Origin of the sequence: Paracoccus sp. M683 (assembly GCF_007096355.1) — a bacterium.
Taxonomy (GTDB): domain Bacteria; phylum Pseudomonadota; class Alphaproteobacteria; order Rhodobacterales; family Rhodobacteraceae; genus Paracoccus.
Genome location: NZ_VKDF01000001.1, coordinates 104,522 through 128,901 on the forward strand (window position 1 = coordinate 104,522; position 24,380 = coordinate 128,901).

General features: G+C 65.3%; 20 protein-coding genes. 9 read left to right on the top strand and 11 right to left on the bottom strand.

Annotated elements, in window-relative coordinates; all coding sequences use genetic code 11:
• The first annotated feature begins 4 nt into the window (after positions 1-4).
• From FNJ84_RS00455 to FNJ84_RS00470, 4 genes are all read left to right on the top strand, one after another.
• Positions 5-1,126 carry an ABC transporter substrate-binding protein gene (locus tag FNJ84_RS00455; protein WP_143790953.1) on the top strand — a complete coding sequence of 374 codons (1,122 nt, stop codon included), beginning with the start codon at positions 5-7 and terminating at the stop codon, positions 1,124-1,126.
• A gap of 98 nt (positions 1,127-1,224) precedes the next feature.
• The gene (locus FNJ84_RS00460) at positions 1,225-2,970 is read left to right on the top strand and encodes an iron ABC transporter permease (protein ID WP_143790954.1); all 1,746 of its coding nucleotides are present in this window, start codon (positions 1,225-1,227) and stop codon (positions 2,968-2,970) included.
• Between the two features lie 9 nt (positions 2,971-2,979).
• Entirely contained in the window at positions 2,980-4,038 is a 1,059-nt protein-coding gene (locus FNJ84_RS00465) for an ABC transporter ATP-binding protein (RefSeq protein WP_143790955.1), read from the top strand.
• Positions 4,038-4,637, top strand: coding sequence for a histidine phosphatase family protein (locus FNJ84_RS00470; protein WP_221931902.1), 600 nt, complete (start codon positions 4,038-4,040; stop codon positions 4,635-4,637). Before FNJ84_RS00465 ends, FNJ84_RS00470 begins: the two co-directional genes overlap by 1 nt.
• A 63-nt stretch (positions 4,638-4,700) precedes the next feature.
• Here the strand turns inward: FNJ84_RS00470 and FNJ84_RS00475 are convergent, their stop codons facing one another.
• Entirely contained in the window at positions 4,701-5,732 is a 1,032-nt protein-coding gene (locus FNJ84_RS00475) for an L-idonate 5-dehydrogenase (protein WP_143790957.1), read from the bottom strand.
• A gap of 79 nt (positions 5,733-5,811) precedes the next feature.
• Positions 5,812-6,801 carry a LysR family transcriptional regulator gene (locus FNJ84_RS00480; RefSeq protein ID WP_143790958.1) on the bottom strand — a complete coding sequence of 330 codons (990 nt, stop codon included), beginning with the start codon at positions 6,799-6,801 and terminating at the stop codon, positions 5,812-5,814.
• 119 nt (positions 6,802-6,920) lie between these two features.
• On the opposite strand from FNJ84_RS00480, the gene FNJ84_RS00485 reads away from it, so the two are divergent.
• Entirely contained in the window at positions 6,921-7,862 is a 942-nt protein-coding gene (locus tag FNJ84_RS00485; protein WP_143790959.1) for a ring-cleaving dioxygenase, read from the top strand.
• 124 nt (positions 7,863-7,986) lie between these two features.
• On the top strand, positions 7,987-8,529 hold the full coding sequence (locus tag FNJ84_RS00490; RefSeq protein WP_143790960.1) for an NADPH-dependent FMN reductase: 543 nt from the start codon (positions 7,987-7,989) through the stop codon (positions 8,527-8,529).
• A gap of 93 nt (positions 8,530-8,622) precedes the next feature.
• Here the strand turns inward: FNJ84_RS00490 and FNJ84_RS00495 are convergent, their stop codons facing one another.
• Genes FNJ84_RS00495 through FNJ84_RS00505 form a run of 3 tightly spaced genes read right to left on the bottom strand, consistent with a single transcriptional unit; the run spans position 8,623 to position 11,124 of the window.
• Positions 8,623-8,940, bottom strand: coding sequence for a GNAT family N-acetyltransferase (locus tag FNJ84_RS00495; protein ID WP_143790961.1), 318 nt, complete (start codon positions 8,938-8,940; stop codon positions 8,623-8,625).
• A gap of 40 nt (positions 8,941-8,980) precedes the next feature.
• Complete coding sequence (locus FNJ84_RS00500) at positions 8,981-10,498, bottom strand: VOC family protein (protein WP_143790962.1); 1,518 nt, start codon at positions 10,496-10,498, stop codon at positions 8,981-8,983.
• Positions 10,495-11,124: a glutathione S-transferase family protein gene (locus tag FNJ84_RS00505; protein WP_143790963.1), complete on the bottom strand. Its 630-nt coding sequence runs from the start codon at positions 11,122-11,124 to the stop codon at positions 10,495-10,497. Before FNJ84_RS00505 ends, FNJ84_RS00500 begins: the two co-directional genes overlap by 4 nt.
• Before the next feature lie 156 nt (positions 11,125-11,280).
• Here FNJ84_RS00505 and FNJ84_RS00510 point away from each other — a divergent pair, with 156 nt between their 5' ends.
• A complete protein-coding gene (locus tag FNJ84_RS00510; protein ID WP_143790964.1) occupies positions 11,281-12,219 on the top strand; it encodes a pirin family protein in 939 nt (312 codons plus the stop codon).
• A gap of 766 nt (positions 12,220-12,985) precedes the next feature.
• On the opposite strand, the gene FNJ84_RS00515 is transcribed toward FNJ84_RS00510, so the two are convergent.
• Together FNJ84_RS00515 and selD are read right to left on the bottom strand one after the other, a co-directional pair.
• Positions 12,986-14,191, bottom strand: coding sequence for an FAD-binding oxidoreductase (locus FNJ84_RS00515; RefSeq protein ID WP_143790965.1), 1,206 nt, complete (start codon positions 14,189-14,191; stop codon positions 12,986-12,988).
• 93 nt (positions 14,192-14,284) lie between these two features.
• Positions 14,285-15,373, bottom strand: coding sequence for a selenide, water dikinase SelD (gene selD, locus FNJ84_RS00520; RefSeq protein WP_143790966.1), 1,089 nt, complete (start codon positions 15,371-15,373; stop codon positions 14,285-14,287).
• Between the two features lie 488 nt (positions 15,374-15,861).
• Here selD and FNJ84_RS00525 point away from each other — a divergent pair, with 488 nt between their 5' ends.
• Both FNJ84_RS00525 and FNJ84_RS00530 read left to right on the top strand, forming a co-directional pair.
• Entirely contained in the window at positions 15,862-17,151 is a 1,290-nt protein-coding gene (locus FNJ84_RS00525) for an efflux RND transporter periplasmic adaptor subunit (RefSeq protein WP_143790967.1), read from the top strand.
• A gap of 29 nt (positions 17,152-17,180) precedes the next feature.
• Entirely contained in the window at positions 17,181-20,303 is a 3,123-nt protein-coding gene (locus FNJ84_RS00530) for an efflux RND transporter permease subunit (RefSeq protein WP_143790968.1), read from the top strand.
• 77 nt (positions 20,304-20,380) lie between these two features.
• On the opposite strand, the gene FNJ84_RS00535 is transcribed toward FNJ84_RS00530, so the two are convergent.
• The 4 genes from FNJ84_RS00535 to modB all read right to left on the bottom strand — a co-directional run bounded on the left by FNJ84_RS00535 (position 20,381) and on the right by modB (position 24,351).
• Positions 20,381-20,743: a DUF779 domain-containing protein gene (locus tag FNJ84_RS00535; RefSeq protein ID WP_143790969.1), complete on the bottom strand. Its 363-nt coding sequence runs from the start codon at positions 20,741-20,743 to the stop codon at positions 20,381-20,383.
• Between the two features lie 82 nt (positions 20,744-20,825).
• Positions 20,826-22,343 carry an aldehyde dehydrogenase gene (gene adh, locus FNJ84_RS00540; protein WP_143791456.1) on the bottom strand — a complete coding sequence of 506 codons (1,518 nt, stop codon included), beginning with the start codon at positions 22,341-22,343 and terminating at the stop codon, positions 20,826-20,828.
• A 224-nt stretch (positions 22,344-22,567) separates the two neighbouring features.
• On the bottom strand, positions 22,568-23,656 hold the full coding sequence (gene modC, locus FNJ84_RS00545; RefSeq protein WP_143790970.1) for a molybdenum ABC transporter ATP-binding protein: 1,089 nt from the start codon (positions 23,654-23,656) through the stop codon (positions 22,568-22,570).
• A complete protein-coding gene (gene modB / locus FNJ84_RS00550; RefSeq protein ID WP_143790971.1) occupies positions 23,653-24,351 on the bottom strand; it encodes a molybdate ABC transporter permease subunit in 699 nt (232 codons plus the stop codon). The genes modC and modB overlap by 4 nt, the downstream gene beginning before the upstream one ends.
• Positions 24,352-24,380 lie beyond the last annotated feature (29 nt).

The window sequence follows — 24,380 nt, forward strand, 5'->3', positions numbered from 1 at the left end:
TGAAATGACGATTCTGACGGCACGGCGTCTTGGCGCCGCCTGTATCCTGTTGTCTTCGGCGGCCTTCGCCCAGGACGATCTGGACGCGATGACCCCCGACCAGTTGCTGCCCCTGGCGCAACAGGAAGGCAGCGTGACGGTCTATTCCTTCACCAGCCGCATAGGCCGGGTCGAGGCCGCCTTTGAAGAGGCTTATCCCGGCATCGACCTGCAAGGTTTCGACATCTCGTCGACGGAACAGATCGCCCGGCTTCAGGCCGAGGCACAGGCGGGCGTGGCCAATGCCGATGTGATCTATATCTCGGATGTGCCGGTGGTCCTGCCGGCGCTGCTGGACAGCGGGATCATCGCCAATTACGTGCCGCCGCGCGTGGCCGACCGCATCCCGCCGCAGTTCCAGTCGCCGCTGCTGGCGCAGCGCCTGTCGACCAAGGTGCTGATGTATAACGAGGAAGCCAATCCAGATGGCGCGCCGGTCGACAACCTGTGGGATCTGACCCGCGAGGACTGGCGCGGCCGGGTGGTGATGGTCGACCCCTTGCAGCGCGGCGACTATCTGGATCTGATGACGGAAGTCGTGCTGCGCGCCGATCAGATGGCCCAGGCCTATCAGGACGAGTTCGGCCAGCCGATCGAACTGGGCGATGCCGCGAATGCGGGCGAGAAATTCATCATCGACCTGTTCGCCAATGACGTGATCCTTGTCGGCTCGACCGATGATGTGAATGTGGCCGTGGGGGCAAAGGGGCAGGCCAATCCGCCCATCGGCTTTACCAGCTATTCCGACCGCCGCGACAATCAGGACGAAGGCTGGGCCTTGCAGGTCGCCAATCAGGTGGCGCCGGCACCGGGCATCGTCTTTCCGGCCGTTCTGGCGCTGGCGGCCAATCCCGCCCATCCGGCAGCGGCGCGTCTGGCCATCGACTTTCTGATGGGCGACGAGACCGATACCGGCGGCGCGGGGCTGGCCCCCTTCTATGTGGCGGGCGATTACGTCACCCGCAGCGACATCCCCCCGCACCCGGATGCGGTGCCGCTGGACGAATTTACCGCATGGCATATCGACCCCGCCCAGACCGCCGCCATGCGTGCCGAGATCGGGGATCTGGTGCTGTCGCTGCAATAGCGCGCCACCTGACGCGACCCGGTGCGTCAGGGGCGGACTGGCAACGGACCCGCCCCTGACACAGACTGAACCCTCGACCCAGACAAAGGACGACCCTCATGGCCGATGCTGCCATCAGCGGGCAAGGACGGCGTGTGCTGTTCCGGCAGGGCACGGTGCTGAAAGCCGTGGTGCTTGCGATCCTGATCGCGCTGATCATCCTGCCGCTGCTGCGGACCTTGCTGTTTACGCTGCAACCCGACACCATCAAGGCATGGTCCGATGTGCTGACCGGGCGGCTGTCGTCGAACCTGTTCTATAAGCCGCTGGCCAATACGCTGATCATCGGGGTCGTTGTCGCGGCAGGCTGCGTGCTTCTGGGCGGGTTTCTGGCCTGGCTGGTGGTCATGACCGACGTGCCTTTTCGCAAAACCATCGGCGTGATGGCCACCCTGCCCTTCATGATCCCCTCATTCGCGGCCGCGCTGGCCTGGGGATCGCTGTTTCGCAACGACCGGATCGGCGGCCAGATGGGCTGGTTGCAGGGCATGGGCCTTCAGATCCCCGACTGGCTTGCCTGGGGCATGCTGCCGACACTTATCGTGCTGGTGCTGCATTATTTCAGCCTGGCTTTCACCATCATCGCCGCCGCCCTTGCAACGGTGAACTCTGACCTTGTCGAGGCCGCCCAGATCGCCGGCGCAAAGGGGCGGCGCATCCTGCTGGGGATCATCCTGCCGGTGACCATGCCCGCACTGGTGGCGGCGGGATCGCTGTGCTTTGCCGGCGCGGTATCGAATTTCGCCACGCCCGCCCTGTTGGGCCTGCCGGTCAGGATGCAGACCCTGTCTACGCGGCTGTTCGGCATGATCGAGGTCGGGCAGGTCGGCCGTGGCTATGTCATCGGCATCATGCTGCTGCTGGTCTCGGCGCTGTTTCTGTGGGCGGGCAACCGCATCGTGTCGGGCCGGCGATCCTATGCCACGATCACCGGCAAGGGCGGGCGGGCCAAGCGGTTCGCCCTGCGCGCCGCCCGCTGGCCCCTGTTCGGGCTGGCCATGACGTTCCTGCTGTCATCGACCGTGGTGCCGGTGATCGTGCTGATCGCCTCCAGCCTCGCGCCGTCATCGTCCAGGCTGTTCTCGGACTGGACGCTGCATTACTGGATCGGGCGCAGCGATGCGGGCTTTGCCCATGGCATTCCCGGCATCATCCACAATGCCGATATCGTCCGGGCGCTGACGATCACGCTGGCCCTTGGCCTGACCGTGGCTGCGACCGGCATGTTCATCGGCCTGCTGGCATCCTATACCACCGCGCGCCATCGCAGCGGCTGGATGTCGGCCGCGATCACCCAGATCAGCTTTCTTCCGCTCTTGGTGCCCGGCATCGCCTTTGGCGCGGCTTATATCGCCTATCTCGGCGCCCCGATCGGCCCCTTTCCGGCGCTTTACGGCACCTTTGCGCTGCTCGTCATCGCCGCCACGGCCTATCTGTTGCCCTTTTCGGTCCAGACCGGGCGGGCGGTGATCCAGCAGGTCGGCGGCGAGTTGGAGGAATCCGCCCGCATGACCGGCGCAGGCTTTGCCCGCAGGATGGCGGCGATCACCGTGCCGCTGGCCATCCGGGGGCTGGCGGCGGGCGGCATCCTGATTTTCGTCAAGATCATCCGCGATCTGTCGCTGGTCGTGCTGCTGTTCACGCCGACCATGCCGCTGCTGTCAGTGCTGGCCTATCGCTATGCCTCGGAAGGGTTCGGCCAATTCGCGAATGCGATCACCGTGGTGATCCTGGTGCTGTCGATCGGCGCCACGCTGCTGGCCAACCGGCTGCAATCGAAATCCCAGCCCTGGCTGAAGAATTAAGGGTAAGACATGCTGGAAATCCGCAATCTGCACAAACGTTTCGGGGCCGTCGAGGCCGTCAGGGACGTCTCGATCACGGTTCCTGACGGTGCCTTTCTGGTGCTGCTTGGCCCCTCGGGCTGCGGCAAGACCACCCTGCTGCGGATGCTGGCGGGGCTGGAACTGCCAAGCGCGGGCCAGATCGTCTTTGACGGTCAGACCGTGTCCGACGGCGACAGGAACTGGTCGGTCGATCCGGCCCATCGCAATTCGGGGCTGGTGTTTCAATCCTATGCGCTGTGGCCGCATATGTCGGTGCGCGGCAATGTCGAGTGGCCGCTGAAGGTGATGAAGATGCCGCGCGCCGAACGTGCCGCGCGCGTCGACGAGGTGCTGCGCATGCTGGACATTCACCCGCTGGCAGGGCGTTTCCCGAACGAGATCTCGGGCGGGCAGCAACAGCGCGTGGCCATCGCGCGCACCATCGCCCCGCGCCCCGGCGTGCTGCTGTTTGACGAGCCGCTGTCAAATCTGGATGCCAAGCTGCGGGTCGAGATGCGGACCGAGCTGATGCGCCTGCATCGCAGAACCGGCGCCACCACGGTCTATGTGACCCATGACCAGATCGAGGCGATGACCATGGCCACCCATGTCGCGGTGATGAATGACGGCCGCGTCCAGCAATTTGGCACGCCAGAGGATCTGGTTCAGCAACCCCAGACCGCCTTTGTCGCGACCTTTGTTGGCACGCCGCCCAACAACATGATCCCGGTGCAGAAGAACGGCGTGGGCTACAAGGTCGGCGGGCGGCATATGCCGGTGCAGCCCCCGGCCGATGATTGCCTGGCGATGTATCGGGCCGAGGCCGTGGCGGTGGGCCGCGATGAAACCCCGCACAGCCTGCCGATGGAACTGGTCGAGCGCAGCAGCATTGCCGGGCGTGTCATGCTGACCGGGATGGCCGGGCCGCTGCGCCTGACCGCCATCACCGACACCGCACCCGATGCCCGGATCGGCGAGACGGTGCAATTCGTGCTGCCAGCCCGGCCCGACAGCTGGTTTGGCACCGATGGCGAAAGGATCGGCTGATGCGTGTGCTGCTTGTTCGTCACGGCCAATCCGAATGGAACGCCGCCCGCCGCCTGCAAGGTCAGGCCGACATCGCGCTGAGCGATCTGGGCCGGCAACAGGCCGATGCCCTGCGCCCGGTCATCCAGGCCATCGGCCCCTGCCGCGCCATCGCATCCGACCTGTCCCGCGCGGCGGAAACCGCGAACCGGCTTGGCGCCAGCGATGCCCGGCTGACGGCCGATCTGCGGGAAATCGGGGTCGGCGACTGGACAGGATTGTCCATCGACGAGATCACGGCAAGGGATCAGGCCGCCTATCTGGGCTGGCGCGCCGGCACCGCCTCGCCACCCGGCGGGGAAAGCTGGCCGGCCTTTGTCGGCCGCGTGGCCGGGGCGATCGCGGCCGAACAGCAAACCCCCTGCACCAATCTGCTGGTGGTCTGCCATGGCGGGGTGATCCGGGCGTTGCTGCATCACTTTCTGGCATTGCAGCCGGCCCATATCATCCCCGTCGGTCCGGCCAGCCTGACCGCGCTGCGGCTGGTTGAGGGCAAGCCCGCGCGGCTAGAGCTGTTCAACTATCGCCCCGACCGGCTGGATTTCGAGGCCCCAGACTGACCCTGCCCCGCCGCTGATCCTGCCCCGCCCCTGGCCCTGCCCATCCCGGCCGGGTGCAAGGCGTCAGTCAAAGGCGATCTGCACCTTCATCGCCTGGCTTCGGTCACTGGCCAGTTGGAACCCGGCCACCGCCTCGGCCAGCGGCAGGGTGTGCGAGATCAGCGGCTGCACGTCGGCCCGGCCCTGCTGCATCAGCCGCACGGCCATGGCAAATTCCTCGTGAAAGCGGAAAGAGCCGCGCAGGTCGATTTCCTTTGCCGTCATCGCCTGCATCGGCAGCGTCATGTCGCCGCCCAGCCCAAGCTGCATGATCACCGAACGCGGCCGCATCGCGGGAATCGCGCCCGCCAGCGCCGGCGCGGCACCGGAACATTCGAACAAGATGTCGAAATAACCCTTGCCGGCGCGATATTCGGCCAGCGCATCAGGATCGGTGCGGGTATTGATCACCCGCTCGGCCCCCACCTTTTGGGCGAAAGCCAGCGCGCTGTCGGCCAGATCGGTCACGACGATCTCGGCTGCGCCGGCGGCGCGCGCGGCCAGCACGCACAGCGTCCCGATCGGCCCCGATCCGGTGATCAGCACCCGCTTGCCCAGCACCTCGCCCGCCCGTCTTGTCGCATGCAGGCAGACCGATAGCGGCTCGGCCATGGCCGCCTGCCCCGGCGTCAGCCCCTCGGCCCGCACGCATTGATCGGCACGGGCGACAAGCTGCTGCCGGAACGCCCCCTGAATATGCGGGAACGGCATGGCCGATCCGTAAAAACGCATATTCTCGCAGTGATTGGGAAGCCCGACCCGGCAATAGGCGCAGGCCCCGCAGGGACGCGAGGGCGACACGGCCACCAGATCGCCGATGGCCAAGCCCGAAACATCCGGCCCAAGCGCCTCGATCCGGCCGGCGACCTCGTGGCCCAGGATCATCGGTTCCTTCAGCCGCACCGCGCCAAAGCCGCCATGATTGTAATAGTGCAGATCAGACCCGCAGATGCCGCCCGTCGCCAGCCGGATTGCAACTTCGCCCTTGCCGGGCGGCTGCGCATCGCGTTCTTCCAGCCGCAAATCCCTGGCCGCATGAATGACGATGGCGCGCATGTTCTGCCCTTTCCCAACCGGATGACGATGTCACCCGCGATTATGCCCCTGGCAGGCGACAACACAAGAAGCCGGCCTGTCAGCCCTTTCGGCCGGCCCGCGGAAGCTGCGGTTTCGGCGCGGGGGGCGGGACCGTCCCCGGCTCGGCCTCGGTCACGATGCGCCAGCCTTCGCCATCCGCCAGATCGGCCGCCAGATGGTCGACCAGCGCCCGCAGCTTGGCCGGCAAGGGGCTGACAGGGGGCCAGACGGCCATGATCGGCAAGGCCCGCGTCTGGAATTCCGGCAGCACCTGCACCAGTTGCCCCTTGCGCAACGCCCTGGCCGCAATGAAACCCGGCAGCATCGCCAGCCCCAGCCCGGCGATGGCCATCTCTTGCATCGCCTCGCCATTGTTCAGGCTCAGCCGGCCACCGACCTGAGGCGAGATCATCCGCCCACCCTGCCGGAACTGCCAGCTTTGGGTATCGGCCATGTGGCTGTAGCCGATGACCTGATGATCGCGCAGATCGGCCAGCGTCGTCGGAACGCCATTGCGCGCCAGATAGTCGGGGCTGGCGCAGGCCACCTGCCGATCCTCACACAGCTTGCGGGCGATCAGGGCGCTGTCGCGCGCATCGCCGATGCGAATGCCCAGATCGAACCCCTCGCGCGCCAGATCGCGGGTGCGGTCATCATAGTCGATGCGCAATTCCAGCGCCGGATGCGCGGCGGCAAAGCGCGCAAGGCTGGCGGTCAGATACATGGTGCCAAAGCTCATCGGGGCTGCAATGGACAGGCTGCCAAGCAGGGGCGCGGCACCATCCATGCCCCAGGCCGCGCTTTCGGTGGCGGCGGTCAGTTCCGCCAGCGCCGGGCGCAACCGCTCGGCCAGGCGCAAGGCGGCCTCGGTGGGCGCGATGCGGCCTGCGTGGCGGCGAAACAGCGCCGCGCCAACAGCGGTCTCGAAATCAGAGATGCGCTTGGACACAACCGATTTCGACAGGTTCAGACGGGCCGCCGCCGAGGTGACGGTGCCCAGTTCCATGACGGCAAGGAAAGTGGTGATTTCTTCGAGACTATATCGCATGGCACGAACATAGCGCGATGGCTGACGTTCGCAATTGCCGAACGCCGCCTTCGCAAACCGGTCTCTGGCGTTTCGCCTCGTCGAAGCCGAAATTGGTGGCAACAACAAGGAGACCAATCATGGACCTTACCGGCATTCACCACCTGACCGCGATCACCGCCGATGCGCCTGGCAATAATCGGTTCTATACCGACACATTGGGCCTGCGCCGCGTGAAAAAGACCGTCAACCAGGATGACACATCCGCCTATCACCTGTTCTTCGCCGATGGTGCGGGCAGTCCCGGCACCGACCTGACCTTTTTCGACTGGCCCGTCGCGGCCGAGCGTCGCGGCACCCATTCGATCAGCCGCACCGGCCTGCGGGTGAACGAATCCAGTCTTGATTTCTGGGCCGGCCGCCTGGCCGACAACAAGCTGACCGTGGGCCAGATCGGCACGCTGGACGGCCGTGGCACGCTGGATTTCGAAGATCCTGAAGGCCAGCGTTTCCGCCTGACCGCAGACCAGCCCGGCGAAACCCATCCCTGGGATCGCAGTCCGGTTGCCGCCGAACACCAGATCCGTGGCCTTGGCCCGATCACCATCTCGGTGGCCGAACTGGCCCCGACCGAAGCGGTGCTGACCCAGGTGATGAACATGCGCCGGGTCCGCGACTATGCCAGCCCCGATGGCGTGGGTCAGGTGCATGTGTTCGAGATGGGCGACGGTGGCCCGGCTGCCGAATTGCATGTGGCCGTTCAACCCGACCTGCCCTTTGCCCGGCAGGGCGCCGGTGCGGTCCATCACGTCGCCTTCCGCACGCCGGACGTGCCGGCGATCCACGAATGGGCGAAACGGCTGAGCGAGTTCCGCATCCCCAGCTCTGGCGAGGTCGAGCGGTATTATTTCCGCAGCCTCTATTTCCGCGAACCGGGCGGCAACCTGTTCGAGATCGCGACCGACGGCCCCGGCTTTGCCGTGGACGAGCCGCAGGAAACCATGGGCGAAGGCTTGTCGCTGCCGCCATTCCTGGAACCGCGCCGGGCACAGATCGAGGCGAATCTGAAGCCCCTGGACTGACCCGCGCATCCGCAATCAATCTTCAGGGCGCCCCGCAACGGGCGCCCTTTTTCCCTTTATGGCACAGGTTGACGCGACCCGGCCCGCCGGTTCACATGGCGCCAACCAGATCGGAGTTCACATCATGAGCCAGACAATCCTTGGCCTTTCGGGCAGCCTTCGGCGCGGCTCGTTCAATGCGGGGCTTCTGCGCGCGGCAGCCGAGGTCGCGCCAGCATCGGTGACGGTCGAGATCGGCTCGATCCGCGAGGTGCCGCTGTATGACGCGGATCTGGAGGCAGCCGAGGGTCTGCCCGCATCTGTCCAGCGCCTTCAGGCCCAGCTGGCTGCGGCCGATGCCCTGTTGCTGGTGACGCCGGAATATAACAACGGCATTCCCGGCGTGTTCAAGAACGCGCTGGACTGGATGTCGCGCGGACCGGGGCTGAAGATGTTCGAGGGTAAGCCCGTCGCGGTTCTGGGGGCCTCGCCCGGCGGGTTCGGCACGGTCATGGCACAGAACCACTGGCTGCCGGTCCTGCGTACATTGCGCACAAAGCCGTGGTTCGAGGGACGGATGATCGTTGCCCGCGCCGGCACGCTGTTCGACAAGGACAGCAACCTGACCGATCAGGCCACGCGCGAACAACTGGCCGCGTTCATGGCGGGTTTTGCCGCCAGCCTGTAAGACCTGCAAGACCTGCAAGACAAGTCAGCCGCCCGGCAGCAAACCGGGCGGCTGTTGGCCCGCTGCGGTCGCGCGGGGAAAGTGGCGGGCGCCTTACGGATCTTCGCCCGGCTTGGTGGTGAACAGGTCGGACCATTCGGCATGGCGCGCATATTGCGCGCGGACATAAGGGCAAAGCGGAATGATCCGAAAGCCGTTCGCCCGCGCGTCATCCAGCATGAAATTCAGCAGCGCCTTGGCCACGCCCTTGCCACCCATGGCATCGGGCACGCCGGTATGGTCGGCGCTGATCACGCCCGGCCCGCGATGGGTAAAGGTAATCTCGCCCTCGGCGTCGACCCCCTCGATCCGCGCGACATAGCGGCCCTTGCGGCCCTCGCCTTCTTCTTTGGTGATGGTGATGTCAGACATTCCTCGCCTTCCTTCCTTCAGGTTTTGCAATACCTGCCCGTCAGGCCAGCCATTCGGCGGCGGCGGTCAGATCCTGCGGGGTCAGTTCATGGCCAGCGGACAGCGTGCGGGCATCGACCTCGGCGCCATTGGCGCGCAGCGCCTGTTCCAGCGGCGGCGCCATCCGGGAAAAGGGATCGCGCGCGCCGTTCAGCATCAGAACGCGGGTTCCGGCCAGATCGGCCTGCACCGGTTCGTCCAGCACCTCGATCCCGCGCAGCAGGATCGCGCGCCGCACGGTGCCGGGATGCAACAGCATGATCGCCCCCAACAGGTTCGCGCCATTGGAATAGCCAAGGAAGGTCATCCGCGACGCATCCAGCCCATAGCCCCGGATCGCGCCTTCGACGAAACCCGCGAATGCCTCGGACTCGGCGCGAATATCGGCCTGATCATAGGTCGTCGCGTCATAGCGGCGGAACCAGCGGTTGATGCCTTCCTCGGTGGATCGTCCGCGCACCCCCAGCAGGGTGGCGTGGCGGTTCATCCGCAAGGCCAGCGGCATCAGATCGGCCTCGTTCCCGCCGGTGCCGTGCAACAGCACGATGGTCGAGCCGTCGGGCTCGTCCGGCGTATGGAAGCGATGAATGAAAGGCAGGTCGCGCATGGGCATCCTTTCCTCGCCGGGCAGGGCGAATTGCGGAAGCATCACTTTCAATTCCTCGGCACGGGCGGCGTCATGGGGCGGGATCAGCAGCGTCTCGCCCAGATGCTCGGCCGGCTCGTCCACGATGAAACCGGGGGCGTCGGTGGCATATTCGAACAGCGTGCCGGCCGGTTCGCGGACGTAAAGCGACAGGAAATACTTGCGGTCATGAACATGGGTCAGCCCGTCATGGTCGCGCAGGTCCAGCCGCATCCGGCGCACCGCATCGGCATCAGGGGCGCGGAAGGCCACATGATCGAAGATCCCGGTCCCCGGAATGCCCGGAAAGAAGCCATGCGCATCGCGAATGTCGATCACATCCGTGTCCGAGACCATCCGCCGGATCGTCCCCTCGGTCCTGGCGGTGCGATAACCGAAGCGTTCGGCGAAGGCAGCCGTGGCATCGGCATTCTCGGTCAGGATGGTGACGCTGCGAATGCGCGTCGGCGCGATCGGGTCGGGCAAGGGGGCGGCGGCGGGCATGTCAAGGCCGACCAGCTTGACGATGATCCCGTCGGGATCCTTCAGGCGCAGGACCGTCTCGCCCATCTCGCGCATCGGCCCCTCGACCGGCACACGCGCGGCCATCGCCCGTTGCAGCCAGTCGCCAATGCTGGCGGGGGGCACGGCAAAGGCGATCTCGCCCACCTGCGCATGGCCGATCCGGCCCGAGGCGCCGGATTCCCAGACCAGAAAGCTGATCAGTGAACCGGGGCTGCCCAGGGCATCGCCATAGAACAGGTGCAGCTGTTCGGCATCCTCGAAGCCACCAGTCTGCTTGACCAGCCGCAGGCCCAGAAAGCCCACATAGAAATCGACGTTCTTCTGAACGCTGCGGGTCAGCCCGGTGACGTGATGGATACCAGTGGTCACTTCGCCGCCTCGCGCGCCAGAACCCGCTGCACGGCCTCATCCCCGGCGATCCGGTCATGCAACGCCAGAACATTGGGGTATTCGGCCAACCCGCCGGGCAGCGTCTTGGTGCCCCAACGGATCATCGGAAAGGCATAGGCATCAATGACCGAGCGCTGCCCGCGCCCTGCGCCCAGCACCCAGTCACGCCCCTCCATATGCCGGTTCAGCACCGCGAACTGCTTGTCAGCCAGCACCTGCCCGGCCTCGACCGCGGCCTTTTTGGCAGCGTCGCTTGCATCGGTCGTATAGCGATAAGGCATGAAGATCGGCCAGAACGAGGCATGCATGTCGCTGGTAAAGAAGGACGACCAGCGATGCGCCTCGGCCCGGTCGCGCAGGGATTCGCCGCCGCTCAGCCCGGCCTCGGGGTGTTTCGCGGCCAGATATTCCAGAATCGCGCCGGCCTGCGTCAGCAGCCAGCCATCATCCTCGCGCAGCGTCGGCACCGCGCCCGAAGGGTTCACCGCCAGCAATTCCTTGGCGCCATAGTCGACCCGGACGGCGTCATAGGGCGCGCCGATCCATTCCAGCACAATATGGGGCGCCAGCGAACAGGCACCTCGGGCGTAGTAAAGTGTGGGCATCGGGAATCTCCTTGCTGGTGGTGGTATCGTGGTGATGGCGTCGCGCGTTGTCCAGACGCCCCGCGCGGATGCGGCGTTCGCAAATCACGAACCCTTCTTAGATTGCGCCGTCCGAAATCGCGAATTACCGTGACGCAAGGAACGAAAGGACCCGTCATGAGCTGGAACCCCGCGCTTGAACCCGGTTGCCCCGACGAAATCGGCGTCGATGCCATCGAGACGCTGATTATCCCCCGCGCCCGCGATCTTGGCGGTTTCGAGGTCAAACGTGCCCTGCCCGCCCCGAAACGACAGATGGTCGGGCCGTTCATCTTTTTCGATCAGGCCGGCCCGGCAGAGTTCCTGACCGGACAGGGCATTGACGTGCGCCCCCATCCCCATATCGGACTGGGCACCGTGACCTATCTCTACAGCGGCGATTTCCACCATCGCGACAGCATCGGCACCGATCAGGTGATCTTGCCCGGCGCAGTGAACTGGATGGTGGCGGGCAAGGGTGTGACCCATTCCGAACGCACCAGCAGCACGGGCCGCCAGGGCCCTCACAGCCTGTACGGTATCCAGACCTGGATCGCCCTGCCCGAAGACCGCGAGGACATGGCCCCGATCTTTGAACATCACGGCCGCGAAACCCTGCCCGAGTTCGAGGCCGAGGGCGTCACCGCCCGGCTGATCCTTGGCCATGCCTATGGCGAAAAGGCCCCGGCGACGCTGTATTCGGAAACCTTCTATCTGGATGTCACGCTGATCCCCGGCGCGCGGTTCCCATTGCCCGATGATCACGAGGATCGCGGGCTGTATATCACCGAAGGCTCGGTCACCATCGCGGGCCAGACATTCGAGGCCGGCCGGATGATGGTTTTCCGCCCCGGCGACAAGATCACCGTTTCCGCCGGTCCGCAGGGCGCGCGGCTGATGGCGCTTGGCGGGGCGACGCTGAACGGGCCGCGCTATGTCTGGTGGAACTTCGTCGCGTCCAGCGAGGAAAAGATCGACCATGCCAAGCAGGAATGGCAGGCAGCCCAATGGGGCAAGGGCCTGTTCGACCTGCCCGAGGGCGACCGGCACGAACATATCAAGGCACCCGATCGCTAAGACCTGCCGCCCTGCCCGCAGTCCCGGTTCCCACCGGGGCGTCGGGGCGTCGGGAGGTTGCGGCGGGCAGGCTCTGGCACGATAGTGTGCCGCCAGTGATGGTTGAAAGGCCCCGCCTGTCAAAAGATGCGTCGACCGCAATGCGCAAGGAAACGCTGAAGGAACAGTCCGATGCGATGCGCGCCACCGCCAAGGGGACGGGCTGATCTGTCAAACGGGACATTCTGAACCGGCGCACCGACGATAGGGGTCTGGGCGTCCAGCCGTGCCGTCTGGCCCCCACCCAGATCAACTTTTTCGCCAAGCCCGTCAGGTGGGATCATCTGCTGTGGTCGATCATGCAGATCACCGGAAACGAACAGAAACCGGCCAGCTTGCATTTCACCGGCTGGTTCACCTGCCCCACCCCGGCCCTTGCCTTCGAAACCTTTGATCCCGCGCTTTCTTCATCGGACCGCGCCACCCGCGTGCTGACCTTTGCGCAAGCCTGCCATGACAGCACCGGCCTGTGGCGCGACTACGACCCGTCCAGCGCGATCCGGGCCAAGCGGCCCCAGATCCCCTCTGCCTATCACATCATCCGCGTTGTCGAGCGCATCTGCGCCGGTGATCACGTCACCGCGCAAGCCATCTGCAAGGCGGCAGGCGCGGGGCGCAGCTGTGGATGGGGCGAAACCAGCCACAGCCGGAGAGGCGCCGCATCTGGAACATGTTCGGCCGGCACCAAAGCTGACAGCGAAGCCAGTTGCAGCCCCCCGACCCCGCCTCAGATCACCGCGCGTTCCAGAAACGGTTGGTTCTCAAGGATCCGTTCCACCCCAAGCGGCGACAGATCCAGCGTGCGGAAACCGCCATGCACGATCAGTTCCGACACCCCGCGCCCGGTCGCCGGGGCCTGTTGCAGCCCGTGCCCCGAGAAACCGTTGGCGAAGATGAAATTTTCCACCTCGGGATGGCGTCCGACGATCATGTTGTGATCCAGCGTGTTGAAGGCGTAATGCCCCGCCCACATGTTCACCAGCTTGATCGCCTCGAAGGCCGCCGAGCGTTCGGCCAGAACCGGCCAGATGATCTCTTCGAACTCTTCATGGCGGGGCTGGAAGTCGTCGCAATCGACGGCCGGGTCGGCGACCGGTGGGCAGCCGGTCAGGAAGAAGCGCCCCTCGGGCCGGACATAGACGCCGCTTGGGTCGATCAGCAGCGGCAGGCGGCCATGGTTCAGCCGCGCGCTGCCTTCGGGCGTGGCGGCGCAGTCAAAGACGAAAACGCTGCGCTTTCGCGGCTCGACCGGGATGGCCAACCCGGCCATCGCCGCCACCCGCGCCGCGCGCGGGCCGGCGGCGTTGACGATGGTGCCCGCCTGGACCTGGCCGCCGCTGGCCAGCGTGATGCCGGTGACGCGCCCGCCCTGCCGGGCAATGCCGGTAACCTCGTCCACCACATAATCGGCACCCAGATCACGGGCCTTGGCGCGAAATCCGTTCATCAGCCCGGAATTGTCGAACCACCCCTCGCCCGAGCGGCCATAGGATGCCAGCAGCACATCATCGACCCGCAGATGAGGAAAGGCCTCGGCCAGTTCATCCGGGCTCCACAGCACGACATCGGCGCCACAGTCGTGCTGAACGACATGGTTCAGGCGCAGCGTTTCGGCCTGGGTCTCGTTTGCGGCCAGGAACAGATAGCCGCCGGGGTGAAAATTCAGATCGGGCCGCGTATCGCCAACGGCCATCAGGTCGCCGAAATCGCGGATCACCTGCGCGCCATACTGGCTGATCTTCACATTGATCGCATTGGAAAACTGCGTGCGGATGGACGCCGCCGACAGCGAGGTCGAGGCCTGACGGAAAGCCGGGTCACGTTCCACGATCAGCACGCTGCCTTTGAACCCCGGATCGGCCATCAGGTAATAGGCCACGGCCGAGCCGATCACCGCACCGCCGATGACGACCACGTCATAATGTTGCCGCATGCATGCCCCTCCCCGACTCGCTGCATCCCGCATGGGCGTAGCACCAGCCAAGGGGCGGCGCCATGCCCTGCGGACAGGTCGGGCAGAAGGGCGCTAGCGGACGGTCACGCCGGGGGTGTCGGCGGGTGCCACCTCGCCAATGACGGCCGCCCTGTCAAAGCCGTGATCACGAAAGATCGCCAGCACCCGATCAAGCGCCGAGGGGTCGCAGGCGACCATCAGCCCACCGCTCGTCTGCGGGTCGGTCAGCAGCGCCCGATCTGTCGCATCCAGCCCCTCGCCCAGCCTGACACCCTGTCCATAGCTGGCCCAGTTCCGCCCGGATGCGCCGGTGACAAAGCCCCTTTCAGCCAATCCGCGCGCCTCGTCGATCAGCGGGACCGAAGCCCAGTCCAGCCGCAATTCGGCACCTGATCCCCGCGCCATTTCCAGCGCATGCCCGGCAAGGCCGAATCCGGTCACGTCGGTCATCGCGTGAACGCCGTCCAGATCGGCCAGATCCGGGCCGGGCGTGTTCAGCCGGGTGGTGGTGTCGATCATCCGGCCATAGCCGGCATCGTCCAGCGCGCCTTTCTTCAGCGCCGCCGACAGGATCCCCACGCCGATGGGTTTGCCCAGAACCAGCACATCGCCCGGCCGCGCGCCCGCATTGGTGCGCACCCGGTCGGGATGGACCAGCCCAAGCGCAACCAGCCCATAGATCGCCTCGACCGAATCAATCGTATGGCCACCAGCCACCGGAATGCCCGCCGCCGCGCAGACCTCGGCCCCGCCCGACAGGATCTTGCCGATCGTCTCGGGTGACAGCTTGTCGACCGGCATGCCGACCAGGGCCAGCGCCATGATCGGCCGCCCGCCCATGGCATAGACATCGGAAATCGCATTGGTCGCGGCGATGCGCCCAAAATCATGCGGATCATCGACGATGGGCATGAAGAAATCGGTCGTCGCGACCAACGCCTGCTGGTCATTCAGCCGATAGACCGCGGCGTCATCGGCGGTCTCGTTGCCGATCAGCAGATCGCGCGGGGCCGGGAAGGACGGCGTCCCCGCAAGGATCTGCGACAGCACCGCCGGCGCGATCTTGCACCCGCAGCCACCGCCATGGGACAGCGAGGTCAGCGGTGGCTCGCTCCGGGTTGCTGGCGCGTCGCCGGAAAGGGTGGTGTCGGGGCTGGCCATGTTTTCTCCTGCGTCCAGATGCGCGGTCCGCCCAGAATCCCCAAGCCCGGCAGAAACTGCAAGGCCAAGCTGGCACCGCGACCGGGCTAGGCAAATCTACCTAGGTAATAACACGCATATACGCATCCGCAGTGCCGTCGTATTGTGGAAACCGTGAAGTGAAGAGTGATCGTTACCCAGCCGTGATCCCCGTGCGGCGTCTTGTCCAGATGCAGGAACAGATTTAGTAACGAGTGACTTTTTCCTTCCAGGTATTTGTCAGATACCCCTCCCCAGCCGCCGTGACGGGATATTGTTCAGCCCGTCCCGGCGGCTCGTTTTTTGCCGCTGCGGTTATCGCTGTCACGGATTTGTGACCGGCGTAAAATTACCATTCGGGAATTGCAGCCCCTGCATTTACACCCTAAGTTGCCGGAACCCCCGCTCCGGCAAGCTGCCAACGGCCGGAACGTTCCTGTCATATTTTCAAGCTGCTGCTGGCGGAAACCATGTCATCTCTGAACATTCTTGCTGTGGCGTCCCTTGCCGCCTTCACCCTTTCGGCGGCCGAAACCGCCGCGCAGCAGGCCGGCGGCGAAGCCCCGCCGCCTGCGGTCACCGTCGTGACCCTGCATGCCGAGGACGTGACGCTGACCTCGACCCTGCCGGGCCGCGCATTAGCCTCGGCCGAGGCTGAGCTGCGCCCGCAGGTCAACGGAATCATCACTGAACGACTGTTCAGCGAAGGCAGCGTCGTCGCCGCAGGCGATCCACTGTATCGCATCGATTCACGCAGCTACGAGGCGGCGATGGCACAGGCCCAGGCCTCGCTGGCGCAAGCCGTGGCCCAGGCAGATGCCGCCGTGCGCGAGGCCGAGCGTGTGGCAACATTGCGCGATCGTCGCGTGGCCAGCGAGCAGACCGAGGACAGCGCCATCGCCGCACGCGATGCGGCCAACGCCGCCGTCAAGGCCGCCGAGGCGCAGGTCGACACAGCGCAGATCGACCTTGACCGCACTACGATCACGGCACCGCTGGACGGGGTCATCGGCCTTGCCCAGACCTCGCAAGGTGCGTTGGTCACGGCCAGCCAGGCGACACCGCTGGCGGTCATCCGCAGCATCGACCCGATCCGCGTGGATGTGACCCAATCGGCGGCTGAAATCGTTCGCTGGCAGCGTCAGGGCGCGCAGGCCGCGCTGCCCGACGGCGTGGACCGCACGGTCACGCTGCTGCTGGCCGATGGCAGCAGCTATGAACATACCGGCTCGCTGACCGCAGCCGAGCCGCATGTGGACGAAACCACCGGCGTGGTGACGTTGCGGATGGAATTCCCCAATCCCGACAACCTGCTGCTGCCCGGCATGTATGTGCTGGCGGAAATTCCGCAGGCCGAGATCCAGGGCGTCGTCCTTGCCCCGCAAGAAGGCGTCACCCGTGACCGTCGCGGCCGCCCCGTCGCCTATGTCGTGAATGCCGACAATGTTGTCGAGGAACGGATGCTGGATATCGTGCAGGACCGGGGCAATACCTGGGTCGTCCGCGAGGGGCTGAACGACGGCGAACGGCTGATCGTCGAGGGCTTTCAGCGCATCGGTGCCGGCATGACCGTCACCCCCGAGGAACGGCAGGCCGAACCCGCAGCCGACGCTGCTGCCGCAGCGACTGACGCCGCACCGGCCGAGGCTGACGCAGCGCCTGACGCCACCGAGGCGGAAACCGAAGCCCCGGCAGAGGCAGGATCCGAAGCCGGAACCGACGCCCCCGCCGAAGCATCCGGCGAAAGCGCCGGCAACTAATCCCATCCCGGATCATCGAAAGCTGAACCATGGCCCGTTTCTTCATTGACCGTCCGGTTTTCGCCTGGGTGATCTCGATCCTGATCATGGGGGTCGGCATCCTGTCGATCCTCAGCCTGCCCGTGGCGCAATACCCGCAGATCGCACCGCCCTCGGTTTCGATCCGTGCGACCTATCCGGGCGCATCGGCCGATACCGTCAGCAATACCGTCACCCAGATCATCGAACAGCAGATGACCGGACTGGACGGGCTGCGCTATATGTCCTCCAGTTCGACCTCGGCGGGCACGTCGACGACGACGCTGACCTTCGAGACGGGCACCGATGTCGACATCGCCCAGGTGCAGGTGCAGAACAAGCTGTCGCAGGCCACCTCGATGCTTCCCGAACCGGTGCAGCGCCAGGGCGTCACCGTCGAAAAGGCCACCTCGGGCTTTCTGATGGTGATCGGCCTGATCGGCGATGAAAGCTATGATCAGACCGACCTGTCCGACTATATGGTGGCGAACCTTGTCGACGATCTCAGCCGGATCGAGGGCATCGGCAGCGTCCAGGTCTTTGGTGCGCAATATGCCATGCGCATCTGGCTGGATCCGGCCAAGATGGCCGCCTATGAGATCACGCCTTCGGACGTGGTCGGCGCGGTTTCGGCGCAGAACACGCAGATTTCGGCGGGCGCATTCGGCGGCCAGCCGGCGGTCGAGGGCCAGCAGCTGAACGCCACGGTGACGGCGCAATCGCTGCTTTCCACGCCCGAGGAATTTCGCCAGATTGTGCTGCGCGCCGAGAAAAACGGCGGGCTGGTTCTGTTGCAGGACGTGGCCCGCATCGAGATCGGCGCCGAAAGCTATGCCGCCGATGCGACCTATAACGGGCGCCCCGCATCGGGGATGGCGCTTAGCCTGACACCGGGCGCGAACGCGCTGGACACGGCCGAGCGGGTCAAGGAACGGATGGAGGAATTCGCCGAATTCTTCCCCGAAGGCGTCGATTACGTCATCCCCTTCGACACCTCGCCATTTGTCGAGATTTCGATCGAGGAAGTGGTCAAGACGCTGATCGAGGCCATCGTTCTGGTCTTTATCGTGATGTTCGTGTTCTTGCAGAACTGGCGGGCGACGCTGATCCCGACGCTGGCCGTGCCGATCGTTCTGCTGGGCACCTTTGGCATCATGGCGCTGTTCGGTTTCACCATCAACACGCTGACCATGCTGGCCATGGTTCTGGCCATCGGTCTGTTGGTCGATGACGCCATCGTCGTGGTCGAAAACGTCGAGCGGATCATGGAGGACGAAGGCCTGTCCCCGCGCGAGGCGACGCGCAAATCCATGGGCCAGATCACCGGCGCGTTGATCGGCATTGCACTGGTCCTGTCGGCTGTGTTCGTGCCGATGGCGTTCTTCGGTGGTTCGACCGGGGTGATCTATCAGCAATTCGCCATCACCATCGTCTCGGCCATGGGCCTGTCGGTGGTCGTGGCGCTGACGCTGACGCCGGCGCTCTGCGCCTCGATGCTGAAGCCCTCGCATGGCAAGAAACGCGGTCTGTTCGGCCTGTTCAACCGCGGCTTCGACAAGACCACCCATGGCTATACCAGCTCGGTCAATTATATCGTGCGGCGGCCGCTGCGCACGCTGCTGGTCTATGCCGGCCTGGGTGCCGCGATGGTGTTGCTGTTCATGCGCACGCCCGAGGGTTTTCTGCCGGACGAGGATCAGGGGATCATGTTCGTCCTGATCCAGGGTCCGACCGGCGCCACGACCGAGCGCACCGCCGCCGTGATCGAACAGGTGCAGGACTATTTCCTGAACGCCGAGTCCGAGAACGTCGAGGCGATGTTCGGCGTCACCGGCTTCAGCTTTGCCGGTCAGGGCCAGAACGTCGGTATGGCCTTTGTGCGGATGAAGGACTGGTCCGAACGTCCGCGTCCTGACCAGTCGGTGCAGGCGGTGGCAGGGCGGGCCTTTGGCGCGCTAAGCCAGATCCGCGACGCCATGGTGTTCCCAATCGTGCCGCCCTCGGTCATCGAACTGGGCAACGTCTCGGGCTTTGACTTCTATCTTCAGGCACGCGGCGGCCAGTCCAACGAACAACTGGTCGAGGCGCGCAATCAACTGCTGGGCATGGCTGCTCAAAGCCCGCTGATCACCCAGGCCCGGCCCTCGGGGCTGGAGGATGCGGCGCAATATCGGCTGAACATCGACTGGCGGCAGGCCGGCGCGATGGGCGTGACCGCCACCGATGTCGCCAATGTGCTGCAAGTGGCCTGGACCGGGCTTTATGTGAACGACTTCGTCGATCGCGGCCGGATCAAGCGCGTCTATGTCCAGGGCGAGGCCGACAGCCGCGCCGTGCCCTCGGATCTGGACAAGTGGCGGGTGCGCAATGCCAGCGGCGGTCTGGTGCCCTTCTCGAATTTCGCCGAGGGGGAATGGACCTTCGGGCCGCAGGGCCTTAGCCGCTATAACGGCGTGCCGTCGATGCAGATCCAGGGGGCCCCGGCGCCCGGCGTCAGCTCGGGCGAGGCCATGGCCGAGATCGAGCGGCTGGTAAGCCAGCTTCCACCCGGTTTCGCCGCTGCCTGGACCGGCCTGTCGCTGGAAGAACGCGAATCCGGCGACCAGACAACCCTGCTTTATGCGCTGTCGCTGGCTGCGGTGTTCCTGTGCCTTGCCGCGCTGTATGAAAGCTGGTCGATCCCGCTGGCGGTGATCCTGGTCATGCCGATCGGCGTGCTGGGTGCCCTGCTGGGGGCCTTCCTGGGCCAGTTCGACAATGGCGTGTTCTTCCAGGTCGGGCTGCTGACCGTGATCGGCCTGACAGGCAAGAACGCCATTCTGATCGTCGAGTTCGCCCGAGAACAATCGCAGGCGGGGGTGCCGCTGTTCAAGGCCGTGGTCGAGGCAGCGCGCCAGCGTTTCCGCCCGATCATCATGACCTCGATCGCCTTTTCGCTTGGGGTTCTGCCACTGGTTCTGTCATCCGGGGCCGGGTCGAACGGCCGCAACGCCATCGGTGCCACGGTGCTGGGCGGAACGCTTGCCGCGACAGCCTTGGGCATCCTGTTCGCGCCATTGTTCTATGTGCTGATGCGCCGCCTGCTGGGGCGTAATGACCTGAACGAACACCCCAACGACGTCGCCGGGAAATAACAAGGCGCGGGCCGAAACCGGCCCGCGCCCACCGCCATAGGCCATCCGCAGATGCGACCTGTTGTTTCTGGCCGCTGTCAGCCCTGCCCTGCCGCCGGCGGCACGCAAATCGTCGAGCGGGTCAGAAAGCGCCGCTCGCGGCCATTGTCCAGGCTGAACATGCCGCCCCGCCCCTCGACCACGTCGATGATCAGATCGGTGTGCTGCCAGGCCTGAAACTGGCTTTTCGAGATATAGAAGGGCATGCCGCCGATTTCACCCATCTGCACATCCTGATCGCCGATCAGGAAATCGCCCTGCCCATAGCACATCGGCGAGGACCCGTCGCAACAGCCACCGGATTGGTGAAACAGCACCGGCCCATGATCAGCGACGATCTGGGCCAGCAGGTCCAATGCGGCGGGGGTTGCTGTCACCTTGTCATGGCGGGTGCTCGTCATGTCCGTCCTCATCGGTTGAAAATGCGTGATGGCGGCGCGGGGCAAGAAACCCCGCGCCGCCCCTGGATCCGACAGGACCGGATCAGAAGAAGCCCAGCTTCTTGGGGCTATAGCTGACCAGCATGTTCTTGGTCTGCTGATAGTGATCCAGCATCATCTTGTGGTTTTCACGCCCGATGCCCGACTGCTTGTAGCCGCCAAAGGCCGCATGGGCCGGATAGGCGTGATAGCAGTTCGTCCAGACACGGCCGGCCTTGATCGCGCGGCCAAAGCGATAGCAGGTATTGGCCTCGCGGCTCCAGACACCGGCGCCAAGGCCATACAGCGTGTCATTGGCGATCGACAGCGCCTCGTCAGCGTCGCGGAAGGTGGTGACGGAAACGACCGGGCCAAAAATCTCTTCCTGGAAGATCCGCATCTTGTTGTGGCCCTTGAACACGGTCGGCCTGACATAATAGCCGCCTTCCAGATCGCCTTGCAGCACGGCGCGTTCGCCGCCGGTCAGCAACTCGGCCCCTTCCTGCTTGCCGATGTCGATATAGGACAGGATCTTTTCCAGCTGCTCGCTGGAAGCCTGCGCCCCGATCATCGTCGCCGGGTCCAGCGGATCGCCCTGCACGATGGCCTCGACCCGCTTCAGCGCGCGATCCATGAAGCGGTCATAGATGCGTTCGTCGATCAGCGCGCGCGAGGGGCAGGTGCAGACCTCGCCCTGATTCAGCGCGAACATCACGAAACCTTCGATCGCCTTGTCGAAGAAATCGTCATCCTCGTTGGCGATGTCCGCGAAGAAGATGTTGGGCGACTTGCCCCCCAGTTCCAGCGTGACCGGAATCAGGTTCTGGCTGGCATATTGCATGATCAGCCGGCCGGTCGAGGTTTCGCCGGTAAAGGCGATCTTGGCGATGCGCGGGTTCGAGGCCAGCGGCTTGCCTGCCTCCAGGCCGAAACCGTTGACGATGTTCAGAACGCCCGGCGGCAGGATGTCTGCGATCAGCTCGGCCAGAACCATGATGCTGGCAGGGGTCTGTTCGGCCGGCTTCAGCACGACGCAATTGCCCGCAGCCAGTGCCGGGGCCAGCTTCCAGCAGGCCATCAGCAGCGGAAAGTTCCACGGGATGATCTGGCCGACCACGCCAAGGGGTTCATGGAAGTGATAGGCGATGGTATCGGCGTCGATCTCGCTGATGCCGCCTTCCTGCGCGCGCAGCACACCGGCGAAGTAACGGAAATGGTCGATGGCCAGCGGCAGATCGGCGGCCATGGTTTCGCGGATCGGCTTGCCATTGTCCCAGGTCTCGGCGGTGGCCAGCAGTTCCAGGTTCTGCTCCATCCGGTCGGCGATCTTCAACAGGGCGTTGGAACGCACCGTCGGGCTGGCATGGCCCCATGCATCCTTTGCGGCATGGGCGGCATCCAGCGCGGCCTCGACATCATCGGCGTCGGAACGGGCGATCTCGCACAGCACCTTGCCGGTCACGGGCGAGCTGTTTTCGAAATAGCGGCCCTTTCTGGGGGCGACGAACTTGCCGCCGATGAAATTGTCATAGCGGGTCTTGAACGGCGCGGCCTTGGTGCGGAAATGTTCTACCTTGTTCAAATCTCTCTCCTCCTGATGGGCGGCCGGGTGACCGCCATTGCCGTGGGTTTCCGCGTGACGCCCGATGGTCTGGCCGGGTCGCGACGTCACGGATTCGATATTTCCGTCAAAATATATCCCGCCACCCGAACCGGCCAATTCGACATAGGTGCAAGGGATACGCCGCCGAACAGGCCTTTGCGGGAACCCCCCCAAGACCAAAGGCGCATGACACGGCAGAGAGGTCAGTGAAGCGGCGCGCCGATATCGCCCTGGTCATGGGACAGCGACTTGACGATAGCGGTCATCGCCGCGCCGGGGGCGACGCCCAGTTGCCGGGCCGAGCGGCGGGTGATCCGCGACAGGATCGGCCCTGCGGGCGTGGTCAGCCGCACCAGCACCACATCGCCTTCGTCGCGCAGGCTTTCCACCTGCCCCGGCAGCATGTTCAGCGCCGACAAGCCCTCGGGCCGGTCGTGGGCCAGCATCACATCCTGCGCGGCGATCCGCAGCCGCATCCGGTCGCCCGGCGCGGCAGCGGGCAGGTGCGGCAGAAACAGCGGCACGCCGCCAGCATCCAGTTCGGTAACGCCGTCGTCGTGATGGCGGGTGATCCGCGCCTCGATCACCGCACCGGCATCACGCCCGCGCCCGGCAAGCGCAGGGTCCGACAGCACCTCGGCGGCGGGGCCGATCCGGGTGATGCGGCCGCGATCCATCGTCACGACAGTCGTGGCGATGCGGGCGACCTCGGCCGAGGAATGGCTGACATACAGCATGGACACACGCAATTCATCGCGCAGCCGCTCCAGATAAGGCATGATCTCGGCCTTGCGTTCCCCGTCCAGCGCGGAAAGCGGTTCATCCGCAAGGATCAGGCGCGGTTCCGACAGCAAGGCCCGGCCGATGGCGACACGCTGCCTTTCACCGCCCGACAGCGTGGCGGGCGCGCGATCCAGAAGTGCGCCGATGCCCAGCATCTCGACCACGGACGCCTCGGATGTGCTGCCGGGTCCGCGCGGTGCGAACCGGCGGCCATAGCGCAGGTTCTGCCGGACGGTCAGATGCGGAAACAGCCGCCCGTCCTGAAAGATCACGCCAAGACGGCGGCGATGGGGCGGCACGAACAGGCGCCGTGCCGTGTCGGTCAGAACGATGTCATCAACCGCGATCCGGCCCGCATCGGGGCGCAGAAGGCCGGCGACCGCGTTCAGCACCGTCGACTTGCCCGACCCCGAGGGGCCGAACAGCACGGTCACGCCGGGCGGGGCCTGAAAATCCAGATCAACCGAGAATTCCGCAAAGGCATGCGCCAGCCTGACCGAAACCGTCATTGGCCCGCCACCCGTCGCGCGACCCGGCGCGCCAGCCACTCTGAGAGGATCAGTGCCGCCATTGCCACGATGATCGAGATGATGACCAGCCGCGCTGCCGAGGATTCGCCCCCTGGCACCTGAAGAAAGCTGTAGATCGCCGATGGCAGGGTCTGGGTCTGGCCGGGGATGTTCGACACAAAGGTAATCGTCGCGCCAAATTCGCCCATCGCCTTGGCAAAGGCCAGAATCGCACCTGCGATGACGCCGGGCAGGATCAGCGGCAGCGTCACCGTGAACCAGACCCAGATGCGATTGGCGCCAAGACTTCCCGCAGCCTGTTCCAGCCGTGGGTCCACCGCCTCGATCGACAGCCGGATCGCGCGCACCATCAGCGGAAAGGCCATGATCCCGGCGGCCAGCGCCGCGCCGGTCCAGCGAAAGGCAAAGACGATCCCGAACCATTGATCCAGATATTCACCGACCCACCCCCGCCGGCCAAAGGTCAGCAGCAACAGATAGCCGGTGACCACTGGCGGCATCACCAGCGGCAAATGCACGATGCCGTTCAGCAACCCATGGCCGGGAAACCGCCAGCGCGCCAGCGCATGCGCGGCCAGCAACGCAAAAGGCAGGCTGACCACCGTTGCCCAGATCGACACGCGCAGCGACAACCGCAGCGCGTCCCACTCGGCGGGGCTAAGCCAGTCTGTCATCAATCCCTCGGTTTCGGGCGCCAGTTCAG